This is a genomic window from Janthinobacterium sp. GW822-FHT07H10, from assembly GCF_058798675.1.
In genome coordinates this window covers 72767-92376 of record NZ_JBXAKS010000005.1, presented here as the reverse complement: position 1 = coordinate 92376, position 19610 = coordinate 72767, and the positions used below count along the sequence as shown (strand labels likewise).

18 protein-coding genes are annotated in these 19610 nt (G+C 64.5%); 10 read left to right on the top strand and 8 right to left on the bottom strand.

Going from position 1 to position 19610, the window contains the following annotated elements; all coding sequences use genetic code 11:
- Positions 1-4: 4 nt before the first annotated feature.
- From AC1RDJ_RS13665 to AC1RDJ_RS13655, 3 genes are all read right to left on the bottom strand, one after another.
- Positions 5-790 carry an ATP-binding cassette domain-containing protein gene (locus AC1RDJ_RS13665; protein WP_071324152.1) on the bottom strand — a complete coding sequence of 262 codons (786 nt, stop codon included), beginning with the start codon at positions 788-790 and terminating at the stop codon, positions 5-7.
- Between the two features lie 3 nt (positions 791-793).
- On the bottom strand, positions 794-1927 hold the full coding sequence (locus AC1RDJ_RS13660) for an ABC transporter permease (RefSeq protein WP_289887365.1): 1134 nt from the start codon (positions 1925-1927) through the stop codon (positions 794-796).
- A gap of 188 nt (positions 1928-2115) precedes the next feature.
- Positions 2116-3165 carry a sugar ABC transporter substrate-binding protein gene (locus AC1RDJ_RS13655; protein ID WP_071324153.1) on the bottom strand — a complete coding sequence of 350 codons (1050 nt, stop codon included), beginning with the start codon at positions 3163-3165 and terminating at the stop codon, positions 2116-2118.
- Positions 3166-3425: 260 nt separating this feature from the next.
- Here AC1RDJ_RS13655 and AC1RDJ_RS13650 point away from each other — a divergent pair, with 260 nt between their 5' ends.
- From AC1RDJ_RS13650 to AC1RDJ_RS13640, 3 genes are read left to right on the top strand one after another with little or no spacing between them, the layout of a single operon-like run.
- Positions 3426-4292: a MurR/RpiR family transcriptional regulator gene (locus AC1RDJ_RS13650; protein ID WP_071324154.1), complete on the top strand. Its 867-nt coding sequence runs from the start codon at positions 3426-3428 to the stop codon at positions 4290-4292.
- Entirely contained in the window at positions 4285-5271 is a 987-nt protein-coding gene (iolG, locus tag AC1RDJ_RS13645; protein WP_493027928.1) for an inositol 2-dehydrogenase, read from the top strand. Before AC1RDJ_RS13650 ends, iolG begins: the two co-directional genes overlap by 8 nt.
- A gap of 29 nt (positions 5272-5300) precedes the next feature.
- A complete protein-coding gene (locus AC1RDJ_RS13640) occupies positions 5301-6323 on the top strand; it encodes a Gfo/Idh/MocA family oxidoreductase (protein ID WP_071324156.1) in 1023 nt (340 codons plus the stop codon).
- A 39-nt stretch (positions 6324-6362) separates the two neighbouring features.
- Here AC1RDJ_RS13640 and AC1RDJ_RS13635 read toward each other — a convergent pair whose 3' ends face one another.
- The gene (locus AC1RDJ_RS13635) at positions 6363-6677 is read right to left on the bottom strand and encodes a helix-turn-helix domain-containing transcriptional regulator (protein WP_493027718.1); all 315 of its coding nucleotides are present in this window, start codon (positions 6675-6677) and stop codon (positions 6363-6365) included.
- A gap of 91 nt (positions 6678-6768) precedes the next feature.
- Here AC1RDJ_RS13635 and AC1RDJ_RS13630 point away from each other — a divergent pair, with 91 nt between their 5' ends.
- Positions 6769-7986: a hypothetical protein gene (locus AC1RDJ_RS13630; RefSeq protein WP_493027717.1), complete on the top strand. Its 1218-nt coding sequence runs from the start codon at positions 6769-6771 to the stop codon at positions 7984-7986.
- 3 nt (positions 7987-7989) lie between these two features.
- On the opposite strand, the gene AC1RDJ_RS13625 is transcribed toward AC1RDJ_RS13630, so the two are convergent.
- Positions 7990-9360, bottom strand: coding sequence for an MFS transporter (locus AC1RDJ_RS13625; RefSeq protein ID WP_493027715.1), 1371 nt, complete (start codon positions 9358-9360; stop codon positions 7990-7992).
- Positions 9361-9484: 124 nt separating this feature from the next.
- On the opposite strand from AC1RDJ_RS13625, the gene AC1RDJ_RS13620 reads away from it, so the two are divergent.
- Positions 9485-10144 carry a TetR/AcrR family transcriptional regulator gene (locus tag AC1RDJ_RS13620; protein WP_493027714.1) on the top strand — a complete coding sequence of 220 codons (660 nt, stop codon included), beginning with the start codon at positions 9485-9487 and terminating at the stop codon, positions 10142-10144.
- Positions 10145-10165: 21 nt separating this feature from the next.
- Here the strand turns inward: AC1RDJ_RS13620 and AC1RDJ_RS13615 are convergent, their stop codons facing one another.
- Genes AC1RDJ_RS13615 through AC1RDJ_RS13605 form a run of 3 tightly spaced genes read right to left on the bottom strand, consistent with a single transcriptional unit; the run spans position 10166 to position 13638 of the window.
- Entirely contained in the window at positions 10166-11629 is a 1464-nt protein-coding gene (locus AC1RDJ_RS13615; RefSeq protein WP_493027713.1) for an ATP-binding protein, read from the bottom strand.
- Positions 11622-12335 (bottom strand): response regulator, encoded by a 714-nt coding sequence (locus tag AC1RDJ_RS13610; RefSeq protein WP_034757625.1) that lies wholly within the window; start codon positions 12333-12335, stop codon positions 11622-11624. The genes AC1RDJ_RS13615 and AC1RDJ_RS13610 overlap by 8 nt, the downstream gene beginning before the upstream one ends.
- Complete coding sequence (locus AC1RDJ_RS13605; RefSeq protein WP_493027712.1) at positions 12310-13638, bottom strand: ABC transporter substrate-binding protein; 1329 nt, start codon at positions 13636-13638, stop codon at positions 12310-12312. The genes AC1RDJ_RS13610 and AC1RDJ_RS13605 overlap by 26 nt, the downstream gene beginning before the upstream one ends.
- A 355-nt stretch (positions 13639-13993) precedes the next feature.
- On the opposite strand from AC1RDJ_RS13605, the gene AC1RDJ_RS13600 reads away from it, so the two are divergent.
- From AC1RDJ_RS13600 to AC1RDJ_RS13580, 5 genes are all read left to right on the top strand, one after another.
- Positions 13994-15256 (top strand): ABC transporter substrate-binding protein, encoded by a 1263-nt coding sequence (locus AC1RDJ_RS13600; protein WP_071324160.1) that lies wholly within the window; start codon positions 13994-13996, stop codon positions 15254-15256.
- A 114-nt stretch (positions 15257-15370) separates the two neighbouring features.
- Complete coding sequence (locus AC1RDJ_RS13595; protein ID WP_493027711.1) at positions 15371-16285, top strand: carbohydrate ABC transporter permease; 915 nt, start codon at positions 15371-15373, stop codon at positions 16283-16285.
- A gap of 8 nt (positions 16286-16293) precedes the next feature.
- On the top strand, positions 16294-17133 hold the full coding sequence (locus AC1RDJ_RS13590) for a carbohydrate ABC transporter permease (protein WP_071324161.1): 840 nt from the start codon (positions 16294-16296) through the stop codon (positions 17131-17133).
- Positions 17134-17143: 10 nt separating this feature from the next.
- Positions 17144-18277 carry an ABC transporter ATP-binding protein gene (locus AC1RDJ_RS13585; protein ID WP_493027710.1) on the top strand — a complete coding sequence of 378 codons (1134 nt, stop codon included), beginning with the start codon at positions 17144-17146 and terminating at the stop codon, positions 18275-18277.
- A 90-nt stretch (positions 18278-18367) separates the two neighbouring features.
- A complete protein-coding gene (locus AC1RDJ_RS13580; RefSeq protein ID WP_493027709.1) occupies positions 18368-19603 on the top strand; it encodes a maltoporin in 1236 nt (411 codons plus the stop codon).
- Positions 19604-19610 lie beyond the last annotated feature (7 nt).

Sequence of the window (19610 nt, the reverse complement as noted above, 5' to 3'; positions counted from 1 at the left end):
ATCCTTAAATCGTGACACCGTCGAGTTCACTCATCAGCGTTTGCATTTCCGCGCCGCCCGCCATCATGTCCAGCAAGGCATCCTTGGTCACCGTCTCCTTGGTGAACGTGCCCAGCGACTTGCCCCGGTTCAACAAAGTGAACGAATCGCCGACCGGATATGCATGGTGCACATTGTGCGTAATGAAGATGACGGAAATGCCCCGTTCGCGCGCCTTGTAAATCAGTTTGAGCACGTTGAACGATTGTTTCACGCCCAGGGCCGCCGTTGGCTCGTCGAGGATCAGCACGCGGGCGCCGAAATGGATGGCGCGCGCAATGGCCAGGCACTGCTTCTCGCCGCCCGACATGGTGCCGATGGCCTGGTGCGGGTCGCGCACCATGATGCCCATCTCGGCCAGCTTGGCGCGCGCCGTCTCGGCCGCATACTCGATATCCATCACCGGCACCAGGCCCAGCAGCTTTTTCATCGGCTCGCGGCCCATGAAGAAATTGCGCGCCACGGACAGCAGCGGCACCAGCGCCAGGTCCTGGTAGACGGTGGCCACGCCCATGTCCAGTGCTTCGCTCGGCGAATTGAAGACGACGGGCTGGCCATCGACCAGGTATTGACCGTCGGTCGGCTTGTGCACGCCGGCCAGGGTCTTGATCAGGGTGGACTTGCCGGCGCCGTTGTCGCCCAGCAAGCAATGAACTTCCCCCTCGCGCAAGCGCATGGTGATGTTTTGCAGCGCCAGCACGGAGCCGAAACGCTTGCTGACATTCTCCAGAGCAAGAATATAGTCGCTCATGATTTACCTCGCTTCCGTGACGCGTGAGCGTACAAAGTTATTGAACAGCACGGCGATCAGCAGCATCACGCCGAGGAACACGCGGAACCAGTCCGAATTGATATTGGTGTACGTAATGCCGATCTGCACCACGCCGAAGATCAGCGCGCCGAAGCAGGCGCCGACGACGGAGCCGTAGCCGCCCGTCAGCAGGGCGCCACCGATGACGGCCGCGATGATGGCTTCGAATTCCTTCTGCATGCCGCGGTCGGCGGCGGCCGAACCCACGTCGCACACTTGCAAGGTAGCAAACAGGCAGGCGCAGAAGGCCGTGAAGACGAACAGCGAGATCTTGACCTTGCGTACAGGCACGCCCACATTCTTGGCCGCGTTGGCGTCGCCGCCGACGGCAAACATCCAGTTGCCGAAGCGGGTGCGCGACAGCACGAAAGCGGCACCGGCGGCCAGCACCAGCCACCAGGCGATGACTTTCGGCACGCCCTTGACGAGCGGCGAACCGTCGTCGAGCACGGCGATCCAGCCGTGTGTTCCCATCCACTGGAACAGTCCCGTGGCGAAGTTACCGTGGAACAGCAAGCTGGCCAGCCAGTCCTGCGCCGCCAGGTCGCCCACGCCGCTGACGATGGTGCGGTTGGCGAACATGATCGACAGGGCCAGGGTCAGGCCGCGCAGGATGAACAGGAAGGCCAGCGTGACGATGAACGATGGCAGGCGCGTCTTGATGACGATATAGCCGTTGAGCCAGCCCAGCGCCATGGAACCGGCGAAGGCGAAGATGATGGCGGCCCACAGGGGCCAGTGGAAATAAATCGTCGGGATGGCGATCATCATGCCGGCAAAGCCGATCATGGAGCCGATCGACAGGTCGAATTCGCCGGCGATCATCAACAGGCAGGCGCCGATGGCGATGATGCCCAGGTAGGACGCCACCTGCATCCAGTTGACGACACCGTCGAGGTTGAACATGCCGGAATCGCCGGCCGTGATGACGAAGAAGGCAAACACGAGCACCGCGCCGGAAATGGAGGCGAACTCGGGACGGCCGAAAAACCGTTTGACCCAGCTGGTCGCGCCCACGCGCTCGTCGGCGGCGGCGGCTGGTTTGCTGGGGGCGCCGGAAGGCGGGGGAGGATTCATGCCGGGGCTAGCCAGGCTGGATTTGAGCGCAGTCATACAAATTCCTTTTAGTAATACTTGCAACAATTCCTGCTACCGATGTCAATTACTTTCCTGCCAGCATCGCTGGCGCCAGGCGTGTTCAGTCCCGCCCGCCGCCAGCCCGAGGGCGGCGGGCGGCGGGCCGGAACACTCTGGAACGCGATGAATTAACGGTATTGACCGGCGTACTTTTCGACCTTGGCGATGTTTTCCTTGGTCACGAAACCGGGGCCGGAGCTGATGTGGCGCGGTCCATAAATGGGCGTCAGGCCGTATTCCGCCAGGCGCGCCTGGTATTTCGGATTGGCAATCAGGATTTCCTTGACCTTGGCCAGGTCCGTGATCTTTTGCTGTTTCATGATGGCCATCACGGCGACGGGAATGTAGCCTTGCAGGTAGGGTTGCTGGTCGATGGCAAACTGGATGCTGCCATCCTTGATGCCCTTGGCAATTTCTTCCGACAGATCGAAACTGGCGAAGTACATCTTGCCTTTCAGGCCCAGTTTCTCGACGGCGCGCATGGCGGCCGGCGCCGAATCCGGTCCCAGCGCCAGCACGGCCTGGGTCTTCGGATTGCTGCGCAGATAGGCGCTGACCTTGCTTTCGATCACGCCAGGGTCGACGCCGTTGGTATCGAGCGTGGATGACTTGAAGTCGACGCCCAGCGCATCGGCAAAGCCGCGGCAGCGTTCGAACGACGAGGCATTCATCGCATAGTGATTCACGCACACGAACGATTTGATGCCCGCTTCCTTGGCCCGCTTGCCGGCGCCCAGGCCCGCGTCATACTCGGGCTGGCCCACGTGCATGATGGCTTTCAACTGTTCGCTTTGCGCCAGGGTGCCCGAATTGATGGTCACGAGCATGATTTTCTTGGCCACCACCGTGCCCAGCGGCTTTTGCAGCACGCTGAAGTCGGCGATGTCGGCGATCAGGCCATCGTAATTGCGCGCGGCCGACTGCTCGATCAGGCGCGCCATGTCGGCCAGGTCGCCATTCGGCGGATTGCGGTAGTCGACCGTGACGTTGAAATCTTCGCCGGCTTGCTTGATGGAATTTTTGATCGTGTTCCACCAGGAATCGGAATCGGGCGCATGGCTGACCATGACGAATTTCTCGCCGGCAGCGTGGCTGGCGCCGCCGCTCAGGCCCAGGCCCAGTCCCAGGCTGGCGATGGCCAGGCACTTCATCAGACCCTTGCTTTTATTGCTATGCATGAATGTCTCCTAGACGGATTAATTTTTATAGTTGCGAGCTTTTATGAAGGGTGACACCGGCCTGGCCTTGCGGCACGCAAACCGATGCACTGCGCACAGCTTAGGCCACAAAAAAGACAAATGCAATAAAATTTTCAAAATAAATTTAAATAGAAATTCATTTCTATTTTCAGGATTCCCTCCTATAATTCTCGCCAGAACCAGCCGCCGGACAAATTGATATGCCAGCGCGGCCCCGCAAGCACACAGAGGAAAAAATCATGGCAGCCACCGCCCCCATCGAACAATTGATGCAGCACATTGCCGCCGAGTACGACAACCTGTCGCGTCAGCTGAAAGTCATCGCCCAGTACATCGAGAAGCACCGGGCCAGCCTGATGCTTGAGCGCATCAGCGACATCGCGGCCGCCTGCGACGTGCAGCCGTCGGCCATCGTGCGCTTCGCGCAGCGCTTCGGCTATACGGGCTTTTCCGAGATGCAGGACGTGTTCCGCCAGGCATACACGGACCAGGCCAGCGCCACGCCCGACTACCAGCAGCGCATCCGCAAGCTCATTTCCACGCGCGACACGGCCCTCAGTGCGGGCGACCTGACGCGCGAATTCGTCGGCGCCAGCCGCGCCGGCCTCGACGACCTGGCGGCCGGCCTCGACGACGCCCAGCTGGAAGCGGCCGTCAACCTGCTGCTGAAAGCGGACAACATCTATGTGATCGGCGTGCGCCGGTCGTTTCCGATCGCCTCCTACATCGCCTATGCGCTCGAGCATACGGACAAGCGCGTGCACCTGATCAGCGGACTGGGCGGCATGCACCGCGAACAGATGCGCAGCGTGCGCGAACGCGATGTGGCGATCGCCATCAGTTTCTCGCCTTACGGCAAGGAAACCCAGCAGTGCATCAAGGCGGCGCAAGACAAGGGCGCCAAGGTTCTCGTGATTACCGACAGCAAGCTGGCGCCGCTCGCGCGGGCCGCCGACGCGCTGTTGACCGTCACCGAGGGCAGCGCCTTCGCCTTCCGCTCGCTGACCAGCACCATCTGCCTGTGCCAGGCGCTGTTCATCGCGCTGGCTTACAAATTAGAGCTCGACATCGAAGAAATCCACACCCCAGGAGAACATGATGATTGAAGTAGCGTTGTTCGGCGCCGGACGCATCGGCAAAATCCACGCGGCCAACCTGGCTGCCCAGCCGGGCGTCCGGTTCAAGTACGTGGTCGACGTCAACGAGGAAGCGGCATCCGCGCTGGCCGTCTTGCATGGCGGCAGCAGCGCCACGGTGGAAGCGGCGCTGGCCGACCCGGCCATCAAGGCCGTCGTCATCGCTTCCAGCACGGACACGCACGCGGACCTGATCCTGCGCTCGGCCGCCGCCGGCAAGGCCATCTTTTGCGAAAAACCCGTCGATCTGACGATAGACCGGGCGCGCGCCTGCGCCGCCGCCGTCAAGGAAGCCAAGGTCATGTGCATGCTGGGCTTCCAGCGCCGCTACGATCCCACCTTCAATGCCGTCAAGACACGCATTGAAGCGGGCGAGATCGGCACGCCCGAATTGCTGATCGTCACCAGCCGCGATCCCGGGCCGCCGCCGGTCAGCTACATCAAGGTGTCGGGCGGCATCTTCAAGGATATGCTGATCCACGATTTCGACATCTTCCGCTGGATACTCGACGACGAGGCCGTCAGCGTGCACGCCACGGGCAGCTGCCTGGTGGACCCGGCCATCGGCGAGGCGGGCGACCTGGACACGGCCGTCGTCACCATCCGCACGGCCAAGGGGCGTTTGTGCCAGATCAATGCCTCGCGCCGCGCCGCCTACGGCTACGACCAGCGCTTCGAAGTGCTGGGCAGCGCCGGGATGCTGCAGGCGGGCAACCACAAGCCGACGGAAGTGACGGCCTATGGCGCCGTCAACGTCAGCGTGGACAAGCCGGAAGATTTCTTCCTCGAACGCTATCGCGTGGCGTACGCGCAGGAAATGGCGCACTTTTTTGACGCCCTCAGCCACGGCACGCCGCTGCGCACCACGGTGCACGATGGCTTGAAGGCGCTGGAACTGGCCGAGGCGGCCACCCTGTCGTGGCGCGAACAGCGCGTCGTGGCTGTGTAAAAAGACAATAACAAGATACTGGAGACCAGATGTCATCCCCAACATTGAAAGTAGGCATCGTCGGCCTGGGCCGCCTGGGCCAGCGCCATGCCATCAACCTGGCGCAGCGCGTGCCGAATGCGCAAGTCGTGGCCGCCTGCAGCCCCGTGCAAGCGGAACTGGACTGGGCCGCCGGCACGCTGGGCATCGCCACCGGCTACGCCGACTACGACGCGCTGCTGGCCCACCCGGGCCTGGACGCCGTGTTTCTCGTCACGCCCACGTCGCTGCATGCGGACCAGATCATCGCCGCCTTGCGCGCCGGCAAGCACGTGTTTTGCGAAAAGCCGCTGTCGCTGGACCTGGCCGACTGCCTGAAGGTGGAGGCGGAAGCGGCGCGCCATCCGCACTTGACGGTCATGATCGGCTTCGTGCGCCGCTTCGACGCCAGCTACCATGACGCGCAGCAAAAGATCGCCCAGGGCCTCGTCGGCAAGCCCTACTTGGTGCGTTCGCAGACGTGCGACCAGAACGACCCCAGCGGCGCCTTCATGCGCTTCGCGCCCACCAGCGGCGGCATCTTCCTCGATTGCAGCGTGCACGATATCGACCTGGCGCGCTGGCTGCTGGGCAATCCCGTACCCAAACGCGTGTATGCGAGCGGCACCAACGCCATCCACACGGGCTTGCAGGCGTTCGGCGACGTCGACAATGGCCTGGCGACGGTCGAGTTTAGCGATGGCAGCATGGCCAGCTTCATGGCCTCGCGCACCATGGCGCATGGCCATGAAACCCTGACGGAAGTATTCGGCACGGGCGGCAGGCTGGCCGTGGGCAGCAATCCGCGCCTGAACAGGGTGGAAATTTCGGATGCGCATGGCGTGCGCAATGAATGCACGCCGGACTTCTATGCCCGCTTCGCCGACGCCTTTTTGATCGAGGCGCAGGAATTCACGGACGCGGCACTGGGCCGGCGCACCCTGTCGCTGACCCTGCACGACGCGACGGAAGCGACGCGTATCGGCCTGGCCATGACGCAAGCCATGCGCGAAGCGCGGCCGGTGGAGTTCTAGCCATTTGCAAACAGCCCAGGCGGCCGGTGCGGGAAACGGCTACCTGGGTTCCATAGCCAGCCGCAAGCCCATGGCGCCGAGAATGGCCGTGAGCGTGCTCAGCGAGGGATTGCCATCGGCCGACAAGGTGCGGTACAGCTGGGTAGGATTGAGCCGGGCCGCCTGCGCCACGGCGGGCACGCCGCCAAAGGCGCGCGTCAGCTGGCGCAGCACGCTCAGCAGTTCGCCATGGTCGCCATCGACGAGGATATTGTTGATCAGTTCAAGGGCGAAATCGGCATCGCCGCGGTACAGCTCAGCCATCGCCTCCTCATGCGAGCGGTCTCTCGGTGGCTTGCGGATATCCTCTTTCATGTCCCCTCTCCTTCCAGTCGTGCCAGCAGGCACAGGCACGCCATTGCGCTATACAATAAGTGCCTGCCCAACCGCGAAAAGCCCTGCCACCATGACGCATACCGACAGCAACTCCCCTTCCCTTGCCGGCGTGGCCGAACGCTACGTCAAGCTGGTCCTGGCCATGGGCCGGCACGACGCGTCATATGTCGACGCCTATTACGGCCCGCCGGAATGGCAGGCAGCCGCGCTGGAACAGCAACAGGGCTTGCGCGATATCCAGGCAGCCACGAACGAGGCGCTGGCCCTGCTGGGCGACGAATCTTGCCTGCGCGCCAACAACCTGCGCAAGCAATTGCAGGCCGTGCTGGCCAAGGCGGAGATGCTGCAGGGCGTGCGCCTGGATTTCGACACGGAAAGCGCGCGCCTGTACGACGCCGTCTCGCCCCATCACAGCCGTGCCCACTATGAACAGCTGGTGGGCGAAATCGACGCCCTGCTGCCTGGCGCCGGCACGGTGAGCGACCGGATCAACGCCTTCCGCAGGCAATTTATCATTCCCGCCGACAAGCTGCGCGCCGTGATGGACGCGGCCATCCGCGCCGGCCGCGAGCGCACCCTGCAGTACATCGCCCTGCCGGAAGGTGAAGATTTCGTGCTGGAATTTGTCACCGACAAGCCGTGGAGCGGCTACAACTGGTACAAGGGCAACTACCAGAGCGTGATCCAGATCAATACGGACTTGCCCATTTATATAGACCGCGCCGTCGACCTCGGCTGCCATGAAGCGTATCCGGGCCACCACGTCTACAACGTGCTGCTCGAACGCGACCTGGTGCGCGGCAGGGGCTGGATCGAGTACTGCATCTACCCGCTGTACTCGCCGCAATCGCTGATCGCCGAAGGCACGGCCAACTACGGCATCGAACTCAGTTTCACGGAGGCGGAACGGCTCGAATTCGAACAGCAGGTGCTGTACCCGCTGGCCGGCATCGATCCGGCGCTGGCGCCCCGCTACGCGCAGCTGAACAGTCTGCTTGCCAGGCTCAGCTACGCCGACAACGACATCGCGCGCCAGTACCTCGAAGGCGGCCTGACGCGCGAGGAGGCGCTGGAATGGCTGGTCAACGTGCGCCTGTACCCGGCCGAAAAATCGGCGCAGCGCCTGCAGTTCTACGACGCCATGGGCGCGTACGTCATCAATTACAACCTGGGCCAGGACATGGCGAAAGCCTATGTCGAGCGCCAGGGCGCCACGCGCGCAGCGCGCTGGGCCGCGTTCCGCGATTTGATGTCCTCGCCGCGCGTGCCCAGCGCTTTGCGGGCCTGAGCCTTACTTCGGCGGCAGGCGGTACAGCGGCACGGCCACGGCCAGGCACGCCAGTCCCGCCAGCAGCATGGCCAGCTGAAAACCGCCTGCCAGGGCCGCAACCTGGCCCGCCCGCTCCAGCAGCGCGGCGGCGCGCAAGCTCATCACGCTGCCCAGCACGGCCACGCCCAGGGTCATGCCCGCCTGGCGCAAGGCATTCATGATGGCCGAGGCCATGGCGGCACGCTCGCTCGCCACGGACGCCATCGCCAGCAAACCGGTGGCCGGAACGGCCAGTCCCATGGCCAGGCCCAGCAGGCCGAACAGGCTGCCGACGATGGCGTAGGGCGTCCGCGGCGCCAGCATCGCCGTCGCCAGCAGCACCAGCCCCGCCAGCACATAGCCACCCAGCATCAAGCGCCGCAGGGACACGTGGCGGCTGAGGCGGCCAAAGCACATGGAAACGACGCCCATGGCCGCGAATTGCGGCAACATGCGCCAGCCGCTGGCGCCCGCCGGCCAGCCCTGGATTTGCTGCAGGTACAGCGAGAAGAAGAACAGGCTGCTGTAACAGGCAAAGCCCAGCACCAGCGACGCCAGGTTGATCGACGCAAAGGCCCTGTCGCGAAACAGCCGCAGCGGCAACAGGGGGCGCGGCGCGCGCGCTTCGACGGCAAGGAAGGCGATGAAGGCCAGCAGCGCCACGCCCAACGACGCCCAGGCGGCCGCGCCGCCCGCCTCGCCCAGCGCGATCAAGCCATAGGTGAGCGCGCCGAGCCAGACGATGCTGAGCACCTGCCCGGCACCGTCCAGCGCCGCCTGCTCACGGTAGTGGCGTTCCGTGATGCCCCAGGCGCCCAGCAGCATGGCCAGCACTCCCAGCGGCAGATTGATCAGGAAGATGCTTTGCCAGCCCGTGGCCTCGAGCAGCATGCCGCCCAGCAGCGGCCCCAGGATCAGCGCCAGCGCGCTGAAGGCCGACCAGCCGCCGATCACGTGCGCCCGTTCGCGCGGGTCGGGAAACGCGTGGCTCAGTATCGGCATGGCGCCCGGTATCAGCAAGGCCCCCGCCACGCCCTGCACGGCCCTGCCCGCCAGCAGCAGCGGCAGGCTGGCCGCCAGCGCGCACAGCAGCGAACCGGCCGTAAACAGCGCCACGCCCAGCAGCCAGATGCGCTTGTGCCCATGCCGGTCGCCCAGCGGTCCGGCCGACAGCATGCAGGCCGACAGGCAGAGCGCATAGGCGTTGACCACCCACTGCAAGCCTGCCATGTCCGTCGCCAGCGCCGTTTGCAAGGTGGGCAAGGCGACGTTGACGATGCTGATGTCGAGCGAGGCGAGAAAGGTGCCCAGATAGGCGGCGGCCACCAGGGCCGCGCGGCGATAACGTTGCATGGAGTCGCTCCAATTCATGAGTTCGCCTTCATCATATCCATCGACTGACCGTCAGTCAATTGAAAATGATAAAGCGCTCTTGCCATGTCTGGGAATCGAGCGCCGCGTCATTTATACTGCAGCCATGTCTCCATCCCGCCCAGCAAGCCCCGCCATGCCCGATGCCGCCCCTGCCACGGACGCGCCGGCGCGTCCCCGCACCAAGCCAGCCGAAGTGCGCCTCGATGAATTGATGGCCGCCGCCGAACGGCTATTCCTCGACAAGGGTGTCGAGGCGACCACCGTCGGCGACATCACCAGCCTGGCCGGCGTGGCGAAAGGCACCTTCTATCATTATTTTCCATCCAAGCACGAGATGCTGGCGGCGCTGGCCGGGCGCTATACACAGCACTTCCTGGCCAGCCTGGAAGCGGCCATCGGCCTGTGCATGCCCAACGACTGGGAAGGCCGGCTGCGCGCCTGGGTGCAGGCGAACGTGGCCACCTACCTGCGCACCTGGCAATTGCACGACATCGTCTACACGAGCCACCGCCGCAGCATCGGCATCGATCCCGCGGACAATCGCGACAAGGATGCCATCCTGGCCCAGCTGGGCGCCATCCTGGCGGGCGGCGCGGCGGCGGGCGCGTGGCCTTTGCCGCAGCCGCGCCTGGCGGCCCTGATGATTTACTCGGCCGTGCATGGCGTGACGGACGACGCCATCGCCGCGCAACTGCAGGACAGCAGCGCCTTCGCCACCGACGTGGCCGACGCCTGCCTGCGCATGCTGGGCACGCAGCGCTGACGCGGGCGGCCTGGCGACAGCTCAGTGCGCCGGCAGGCGGATGGTCGCTTCCAGGCCACCGTCGCGGTGGTTGGCCAGGGTCAGCTCGCCGCCGTGGGCCTGGACGATGCTGCGCGCGATGCCGAGTCCCAGCCCCATGCCGTGCGCGTTTTGCTCGCGGCCATGTTCCAGGCGCACATACGGCTGGAACAGGCTGGCGAACGCCTCTTCTGCCACGCCGGGGCCATCGTCGCGGATGCGGATGACCACGTGCCCTCCTTCGCGGCATGCCGACAGATGGGCCGTCTTGCCGTAAAACAAGGCATTGTCGAGCAGATTGCCGATGGCGCGCTTCAGCGCCAGCGGCTTGGCCTTCACGCTCAGGCCCGTCTCCACGTAATGCACGTCGTGGCCCGCCAGCTGGGTACCGCGCACCATGCGCTGCAGCAAGGCGTCGAGCCGCACCTCGGTGGCGTTTTCATGGATGTCGCTATCCTTCACGCATTGCAGCGCGCCCTTCACCATCATGTCCAGCTCATCGAGGTCATCGTGGAATTCGTTGCGCTGCACATCGTCGTCGAGCAGTTCCGTGCGCAGTTTCAGGCGCGTGATGGGCGTGCGCAAATCGTGCGAAATCGAGACGAACAGCCGTTCGCGGTCTTCCAGGTAGCGCTGGATGCGTTCGCGCATGGCGCTGAAGGCGCGCGCCGTCTGCACGAATTCGCGGCTGCCCGTCTGCGGCAGCGGCGGCGGCGTCTCGCCACGGCCAAACGCTTCGGCCGCGTCCGACAGGGCCGCCAGCGGCCGCGTGGTCCAGCGCACGACGAGGATGGACAGCAGCAGCACGGCCGCCAGCGACAACGCTTGCAGCAGCACCCGGTCCAGGGTCCACGGGTTACTGCTTTGCAAGAAATACGGGTTGGGCATCAGTGCCGCCAGGTACAGCCAGTTGCCCGGCTCCAGCTCGGCCTGGATCACGAGCACGGGCGCGGGATTCGGTTTCAGCAGCAAGATATGCTGGACCCAGTTTTCCGGCAAGTCGCCGATGTGCGCGCCGCTGTCGGCCACCACCAGGTCGCTCGGCCAGGCGAAGCCCACGCGGTAGCCGGCCAGCTGCGGCAAGTCGCTCTTCAGCGCCGCGCCCACCGTGGCCACCACCGTATCGGCCAGCGCGTGCGGCGCGATTTCGCGGATGGCCAGCGGCCCCTGGTTGACGTTGACAAAGAAGCGCGTGCCGCCCATCTCGCGAAATTGCTGGATCAGGATGGGCCGGTAATTGGCCGGCAGGCTGAGGAAAAAGCGGATGGTGCTGGCGGCGCTGCGGGCCAGGTGCTGCGAAGCCATGCGCGCCTCCACCGCCGAGTCGCGGCGCAGCTGCGTGGCCCAGATCAGGTTGCCCACCAGTTGCGTAGCCAGCACGCCGGCCACCATCACCACGGACAGGCGCCCCAGCAGCGATGGCGGCAGCAGGCGCCCCAGCAGCCAGCGCATGCCGCGCTCAGGCATGCCCACTGCTCACGTCGGCCGAAAACACATAGCCGGCGCCGCGCACCGTCTTGATCAGCATGGGCTGCTTGCCGTCATCCTTCAGGCGCAGGCGCAGCCGGCTCACCTGCACATCGAGCGAGCGGTCGAGCGGCCCCGCGTCGCGCCCCCGTGTCTGTTCGCACAGCACGCTGCGGTCGAGGATATCGCCCGGATGCTCGACGAAATAGCGCAGCAGCTGGAAATCGAGGCCCGTCAGCTGCAGCGCTTCGCCGTCGGCATCCGTCACCGTGCGCTCCAGCGTGTCGAGGGTAAAGCCGACGAAACGGTAGTAGCGGGGCGGCGCGGCCGCGTCGATGCCCGTGCGGCGGTGGATGGCCTTGATGCGCGCCAGCAATTCGCGCGGGCTGTAGGGCTTGGCGATGTAGTCGTCGGCGCCCAGCTCCAGTCCCACCACGCGGTCCGTCTCGTCGGAACTGGCCGTCAGCATGATGATGGGTACGTTCGAGCGGGCGCGCACCACCTTGCACAGGGCGAAACCGTCCGTGTCGGGCAGCATCACGTCGAGGATCACCAGCGACAGGCTGTCGACGTGGCGGTGGAATTCGGCCAGGAAGGTGGCGCCGTCGTGCGCCAGGCCCACCTCGTACTGGTTCTTTTCCAGGTAGGCCTTCAGCAGCATGCGGGTCTTTTGATCGTCGTCAACGACCAGGATTTTGCGCGACATGGTCTCGTCCTTTTTTATTCAGTGCCTGCAACATGCTGCCGATGCGGCGCTGTGCGTCGGCCGCGCTGATCGTCTCGTCCAGGAAATAGCGGTGCACTTCGGCGATGATGGCGTCCTTGCTGGTTTCATCGGTGGCCATGCGGTGCACGAGGCTGGGTGCCTGGAAGGCGGCGCCGCGCGCGAATGCCTGCGCCGAGGCGCGCCCGCAGCTGTCCAGGCGCGACAGGTCGGCCTGGCGCAAGGCGGGAATCGAACCCTTCACCTGGCTGTATTCGAGCTGCACGGGCGGCGAAGCGACCACCTGCGCCAGCTTTTCCTGCGCGCCCTGGTGCGTGTAATCGGATGCGAACATGGCCAGGGTATCGATGCTGTACAGGTGGTAGTCGCCCGTGTCGGGTGCGGCGGCGCAGCCGAACACCTCGTCCGTGACGCGGCCCCAGGCGTTCAGCTCGCCTTTCGCCCAGTCGCCCATGATGTACATGGCCGCCTCGCCATCGCCCACCTGGCGCGCCATTTCGGGCCAGCCCTGTTCGCGCAGCGGCGCGCCCATCCATTGCTTCAGCGACCTCAGCCGCTGCAAGGCGTGGCGCAGGCGCGGGTCCGCATACGCCTCGGCCTTCTTCTCGACAAACAGGGCGCGGTAATACGCGGGCCCCGATTCGGCCAGCACCAGCGTTTCAAACAGCGTGGCCACCTGCCACGCTTCGCTGCTTTGCGCCAGCGGCGTGATGCCGGCCTGGCGCAGCTTGCCGGCCACGCGCTCGAAGTCGCTCCAGCTGCGCGGCACGGCCAGGCCCAGGCGCTGGAAGATCTTGCGGTTGTAAAACAGGGTGTTGATGCGGTGGATGCCGGCCGGCACGCCCATCGTATGGCCGCGGTTCTGCAGCAAGCCCCACACGGTGGGATACATGGTGGCGCGCCAGTTGTTGCTGGCGGCGACGCTGTCGAGCTGCAGCAGCAAGCCCAGGTCGCTCCACTCGCCCAGCGTGTAGCCGATCAGCTGCATGACTTCCGGCGAATTGCCAGCCAGCACGCGGCTCTTCAAGACCTTGCCCGCGCCGACGCCGGCGCCGCCCGCGATGCCCGCGTCGCGCCATTCGATGCCCTCCTGCGCCAGGCGCGCCACCAGTACGTCGGCGGCGCGGCGCTCGCCGGCCGACGTCCACCAGTGCAGCACTTGCAGCGCTTCGGCCCGCACGGGCACGCTGCCAAACAGGGTCGCCAGCAGCGCCAGCGCCGCCACGCCGCGACGGCGGGCGGCCCCGGCATGGCGGTCGGCGGTGCTGCGCGGTGGCGTCTTCAATCCTGTCCCCTTTTTCTTGTCGCGACAAACTATAGCCCAACTACAAAACAGCATGTTGGTAATTTAGTACCTTGATTTGTAAAGAAATGTGAGCTTTTGTTGCCCTATCTTGTGCGACTCATCAACCAGCGCGGCCGCCTGACGCCCCGCGCGGCGCGCCACGGCAGTGAACGACGGTAAGGAAAGGTAAGCAGGCGCGCCTGCGCACTTCGACATTTCCCTTTTGAATCAATGACATGCGCGATGCAGGCCGGCGCCATGCCGGGTGCTGGCGTCACATTTTCCCCGATGCTACTGTCCGCCAACTGCAGCGTAACAGGCAGCCAAACAAGACCAACACCAACAAGGAGACGACATGCAACAGCATGCAAAAGGCGGCGTGGCCGCGCGCAACACATTGCTGGCCCTGCTGCTGGCCAGCGGCACGGCACAGGCGGGCACGCTTACCATCGAAAGCTGGCGCGTGGATGACAAGACGCTGTGGGAAACGGTGCTCATTCCCGCCTTCCAGAAAAAGCATCCTGGCATCGACGTCAAGTTCTCGCCCACCGCCCCCACCGAATACGATTCCACCCTGAATGCGCGCCTGAGCGGCGGCACGGCCGGCGACTTGCTGGCTTGCCGCCCGTTCGACGTCTCGCTGGCCCTGTACAAGCGGGGCCAGCTGGAAAAGCTCGACGGCAAGGCCGGCATGGACAACTTCCCCGCCTCGGCCAAAGTGGCGTGGCAGACGGACGATGGCAAGGATACCTTCTGCATGCCGATCGCTTCCGTCATGCATGGTTTCCTGTACAACAAAAAAATCTTCCGCGAACTGAAGCTGCAGCCGCCCGCCACGGAAGAGGAGTTCTTCAAGGTGCTGGAAACGGTCAAGAAGAGCGGCAAATATGCGCCGCTGGCGCTGGGCACGGCCGACCAATGGGAAGCGAACCAGGTAATCTTCACCAGCATCGGCGCCAATTACTGGAAGGGCGAGGATGGCCGCAAGGCGCTGATCGCCGGCAAGGCCAAGTTTACCGATCCGCAATTCATCGCCGCCTGGGAATATGAAGCACGGCTGGGCAGCTATCTGTCCAAGGGCGCCAGCGCGCAAACCTATGGCGACAGCCAGAACCAGTTCGCGCTGGGCAAGGCCGCCATCTACCCGTCCGGCTCCTGGGACATCGCCTATTTCAAGCAGGATCCGGAGCTGGAACTGGGCGCCTTCAACCCGCCCGTGCGCAAGGCCGGCGACAAGTGCTACATCTCGGACCACACGGACATCGGCATGAGCGTCAACAAGAAGTCGAAGAACAAGGAAGACGCCTACAAATTCCTCGCCTGGCTCGGTTCGCAGGAATTCGCCGACATCTATACCAACAAGGTGACGGGTTTCTTTTCGCTGTCGAACCATTTGATCTCGATCAAGGACCCGCTGGCCAAGCAGATGAATGGCTGGCGCGCCAGCTGCGCCTCGACCATCCGCCTGAACGCGCAAATCCTCAACCGTGGCGAACCGAGCATGGAAAACGAGCTGTGGAACGTCAACGCCCAGGTCTTGAACGGCAAGCTGGCGCCGAAGGACGCGGCGCGCCAGATCCAGGCCGGCTTTGCCAAGTGGTACAAGCCGCAGCAGTAATCCTCCCCGCCATCCTCCCCGCGCGACCGGTCCGAGCAGTGCGATGCGGCAGCCGGCGGCGCGGTTTTGCCGGCGGCCCCGCCGCCGGTGCTTTTCTTCGTCTGGAGTTTCGCCGTGAAAAAAGCTTTCCCGTGGCACGTGCTCGTGTTCCTGGCCCCGGCGCTGGTCATCTACTCGCTGTTCAGCGCCCTGCCCCTGGCCGATACCCTGCGCCTCGGCCTGTACACGACCGATGAGGGCGGCCAGCACCATTTCGCCGGCCTGGCCAACTACGCCACCATCCTGTTCGACCCGCAATGGTCGCAAAGTTTCTGGAATGCGATGTGGAACAACTGCAAGTTTTTCCTCATCCACATGCTGCTGCAAAATCCCATCGGCCTGCTGCTGGCCACCCTCTTCAGCCTCAAGGGGCTGAAAGGCGAACGCAGCTACCGCACCCTGATCTTCCTGCCCACCCTGCTGTCCGTCGTCATCATCGGCTTCATCTGGCAACTGATTCTGTCGCCGCTGTGGGGCGTGGGCCAGTCGCTGATGGATGGCGTGGGCATCGGCAGCCACTTCGCGCCGTGGCTGGGCCAGGAATCGACGGCCCTGCTGACCATCGCCCTCATTTCCGTTTGGCAATATATCGGCATCCCCATGATGCTGATCTATGCGGCCCTGCTGGCCGTGCCCGAAGAAATCATCGAGGCGGCCCACGCGGAAGGGGCCAGCGCCATGCGCATCTTCTGGCAAATCAAGCTGCCGCTGATCTGGCCCACGCTGGGGCTGGTGACCATCCTCACCTTTGTCGCCAACTTCAATGCCTTCGACCTCGTGTATTCCTTGAAAGGCGCGCTGGCGGGGCCGAACTATGCCACCGACATCCTCGGCACCTTCTTTTACCGCACCTTCTTCGGTTACCAGGCCCAGCTGGGCAGTCCCACCATGGGCGCCGCCGTGGCCACCATGATGTTCCTCGTCATCCTCGCGGGCGTGGGCGTGTATTTCTTTTTCGTGCAGCGCAAGCTGACACGCTACGAACTGTAAGGGCCGCCATGCGCAACGTTTCCACCCGCCCCCTGGGCCGCGCCGCCGTGCATGCGATCCTGGCCGGCTATACCATCATCGCCCTGTTCCCCATCGTCCTGATCCTGATCAACTCGGTCAAGACGCGGGCCGCCATCTTCGACAATCCGCTGGCCCTGCCCACGCCCGCCACCTTTTCCCTCGTGGGCTTTCACAAGGTGCTGGCCAACTCGGACTTCCTGCTGTATTTCGGCAACAGCCTGTTCGTCACCTTGCTGTCGCTGCTGCTGATCGTGCTGTTCGGCGCCATGGCTGCCTGGGCCTTGTCCGAATACACGTTTACGGGCAACCGCCTGCTGACCCTGTACCTGGCGCTGGGCATCATGATCCCCATCCGCCTGGGCACGGTCTCCATCCTGGAACTGGTGGTGCGGCTCGACCTGATCAACACCCTGACGGCGCTGGTGCTGGTCTACACGGCGCAGGGCCTGCCGCTGGCCGTGATGATTCTGTCCGAATTCGTGCGCCAGGTGCCGCGCGAACTGAAGGATGCGGCGCGCTGCGACGGCGTGGGCGAGTTTGCCATCTTCTTCCAGGTGATCCTGCCGCTGATCCGCCCCGCCATCGCCACGGTGGCCGTGTTCACCATGATACCCGCCTGGAACGACCTGTGGTTCCCGCTGATCCTGGCGCCGTCGGACCGCACCAAGACCGTCACGCTGGGCGTGCAGCAATTCATCGGCCAATACGTGACGGACTGGAACTCCGTGCTGGCGGCACTGTCGCTGGCCGTCATTCCCGTGCTCGTCATGTACGTCATTTTCTCTCGTCAACTGATCCGCGGCCTGACGTCCGGCGCGGTCAAATAATAGGTGCGCCATGGCCCATGTAAGCCTGCAACAACTGACCAAATCCTATGACGGCCACAACAATGTGCTGGCCGGCATCGACCTCGACATCCGCGACGGCGAGTTCGTCGTGCTGGTGGGCCCTTCCGGCTGCGGCAAGTCAACCCTGATGCGCATGCTGTGCGGCCTGGAAAGCATTTCGCAAGGCACCTTGTCCATCGGCGGCAAGGTCGTCAACGACTTGCCGCCGGCCGAACGGGGCATCGCCATGGTCTTCCAGAGCTATGCGCTGTATCCGCACATGAGCGTATTTCGCAACATGGCCTTCGGCCTGAAGATCGCCGGCGCCAGCAAGGACGCCATCGCCCGGCGCGTGCGCCACGCGGCCGCCATCCTGAAGATCGACCACTTGCTGGAACGCCTGCCGCGCGAACTGTCGGGCGGCCAGCGCCAGCGCGTGGCCATCGGCCGCGCCATCGTGCGCGAACCGCAGCTGTTCCTGTTCGACGAGCCGCTGTCCAACCTCGACGCGGCCCTGCGCGTGCAGACGCGGCTGGAAATTGCCAAGCTGCACCGCCAGCTGAACGCCACCATCGTCTACGTCACGCACGACCAGGTCGAGGCGATGACCCTGGGCGACAAGATCGTCGTCATGCATGGCGGCCATATCCAGCAGGCGGGCACGCCGCTCGAGCTGTACCAGCAGCCGGCCAACCGCTTCGTGGCCGGCTTCATCGGCGCGCCGATGATGAATTTCTTCGAGGGCAAGGTCATTGCCGCGCAGGATGATGGCGTGCGCGTGGCGCTGGCTAGCGGCCAGGAAATCACGGCCCTCGTCGATCCGGCCGGCCTGCTGGCGGGCGACGCCGTCACGGTGGGCCTGCGCGCCGAACACGTCCTGGAAAACGGCACCGGCAGCGCCCGCTTCCAGGGCGTCGTCAGCCTGGTGGAACACCTGGGCGAAGCCAATTTCATCTACCTGACGCTGGACAACGGCCAGGAACTGGTGATACGCGGCGACGGCAACAACCGCGTGCCGCTGGGCCAGCCATTCACGGTCTCGGCCGCCAGCAGCGCCTTCCATCTGTTCGACGCGCAAGGCGTGGCGCGCACGCGGCGCCGGCCCGGCAACCTGGTTTCATCGAAACAGATACTGGCCGCCTGAGCATCGCGCCCAGGCAGTCCCCCGATTGGATCGGCAGCGATCCGGTACGACGTGCCCAAGCACGCATTTTTATAACGACAAGGAGACTCCATGCAACACCCGATCAAGACCTCGCTGGCCCTCGCCTGCACTGTACTGCTGGCCTGCGGCGCGGCCCGCGCCAGCGATGCCGAAGGCGAATACCACGGCTACTTCCGCGCCGGCCTCGGCTCGAGCACGGACAGCCGCGGCCCGCAAAGCTGCTACGGCCTGGGCGGCAATACCATGCGCTACCGGCTCGGCAACGAATGCGACACCTATGGCGAGTTCGAATACCAGAAGGAAATGGCCAGGTCGGCCAACGGCGTCAGCTTCGTCGGCCATATCATGGTGGCCGCCTACACGCCCAGCTCCGCCGTCAGCGATGCGGACCTGAGCATGTCGAAGATGTATGTGGAAGCGAAAAACATACCCGCGCTCAATGGCGGCACGGCCTGGATCGGCAAGCGCTACTACATGCGTCCCGACATCCACATGCTGGATCTGCAATACATCAATATGAACGGCACGGGCGGCGGCATCGACCAGTACAAGCTGGGGCCGGGCCGCATCAGCTATGGTTTCTTCAAGGATAACGACAAGCCGGGCAACTCGGCCATCCGGCAAAACCTCGTCTACCAGGGCATCCCGATCAACCAGGATGGCACGCTGGAAGTGCTGACCACGCTCATCACGCCCGACAAGAAGGACAGCACCTCGCACAGCGGCTGGCAAGCGACCGTGCTGCACAAGCAGGATAAGGTATGGGGCGGCGCCAATACCTTCGGCATCCAGTACGGCGTCGGACCGGGCACGGGCGCCGGCGGCCAGTGCTGCGACCGCATGGGCACCACGGGTTCGATCCGCAACGGCAGCGACGTCACGCGTTTGCGCATCTTCAATTCGCTGTGGATACAGCCGACGCCGGAATGGAGCGCGGAAATGATCGCCATCGTGCAGCGCGACAAGTCCGACGCCTCGGGCGGCAGCTCGACCTGGACCACCCTGGGCGTGCGCCCCGTGTATGCCGTCAACGACAACTTCAAGCTGCAGTTCGAACTGGGCACGGACCGCGTGACCTCGCCCACGGGCGGCGCCGCGCAGCGCCTGACCAAGCTGACCTTCGCGCCCACCCTGACGGCGGGCAAGGGCTACTGGTCGCGCCCCGAGCTGCGCGCCTTTGTCACTTACGGCAAATGGAACGATGCCGCCACGCCTGCCGTCAACAAGGCCAATGAATCGGGCCCCGTGTACGGCAACGCCACCAGCGGCACCTCGTTCGGCCTGCAAGTGGAGACGTGGTTTTAAGCGCCGG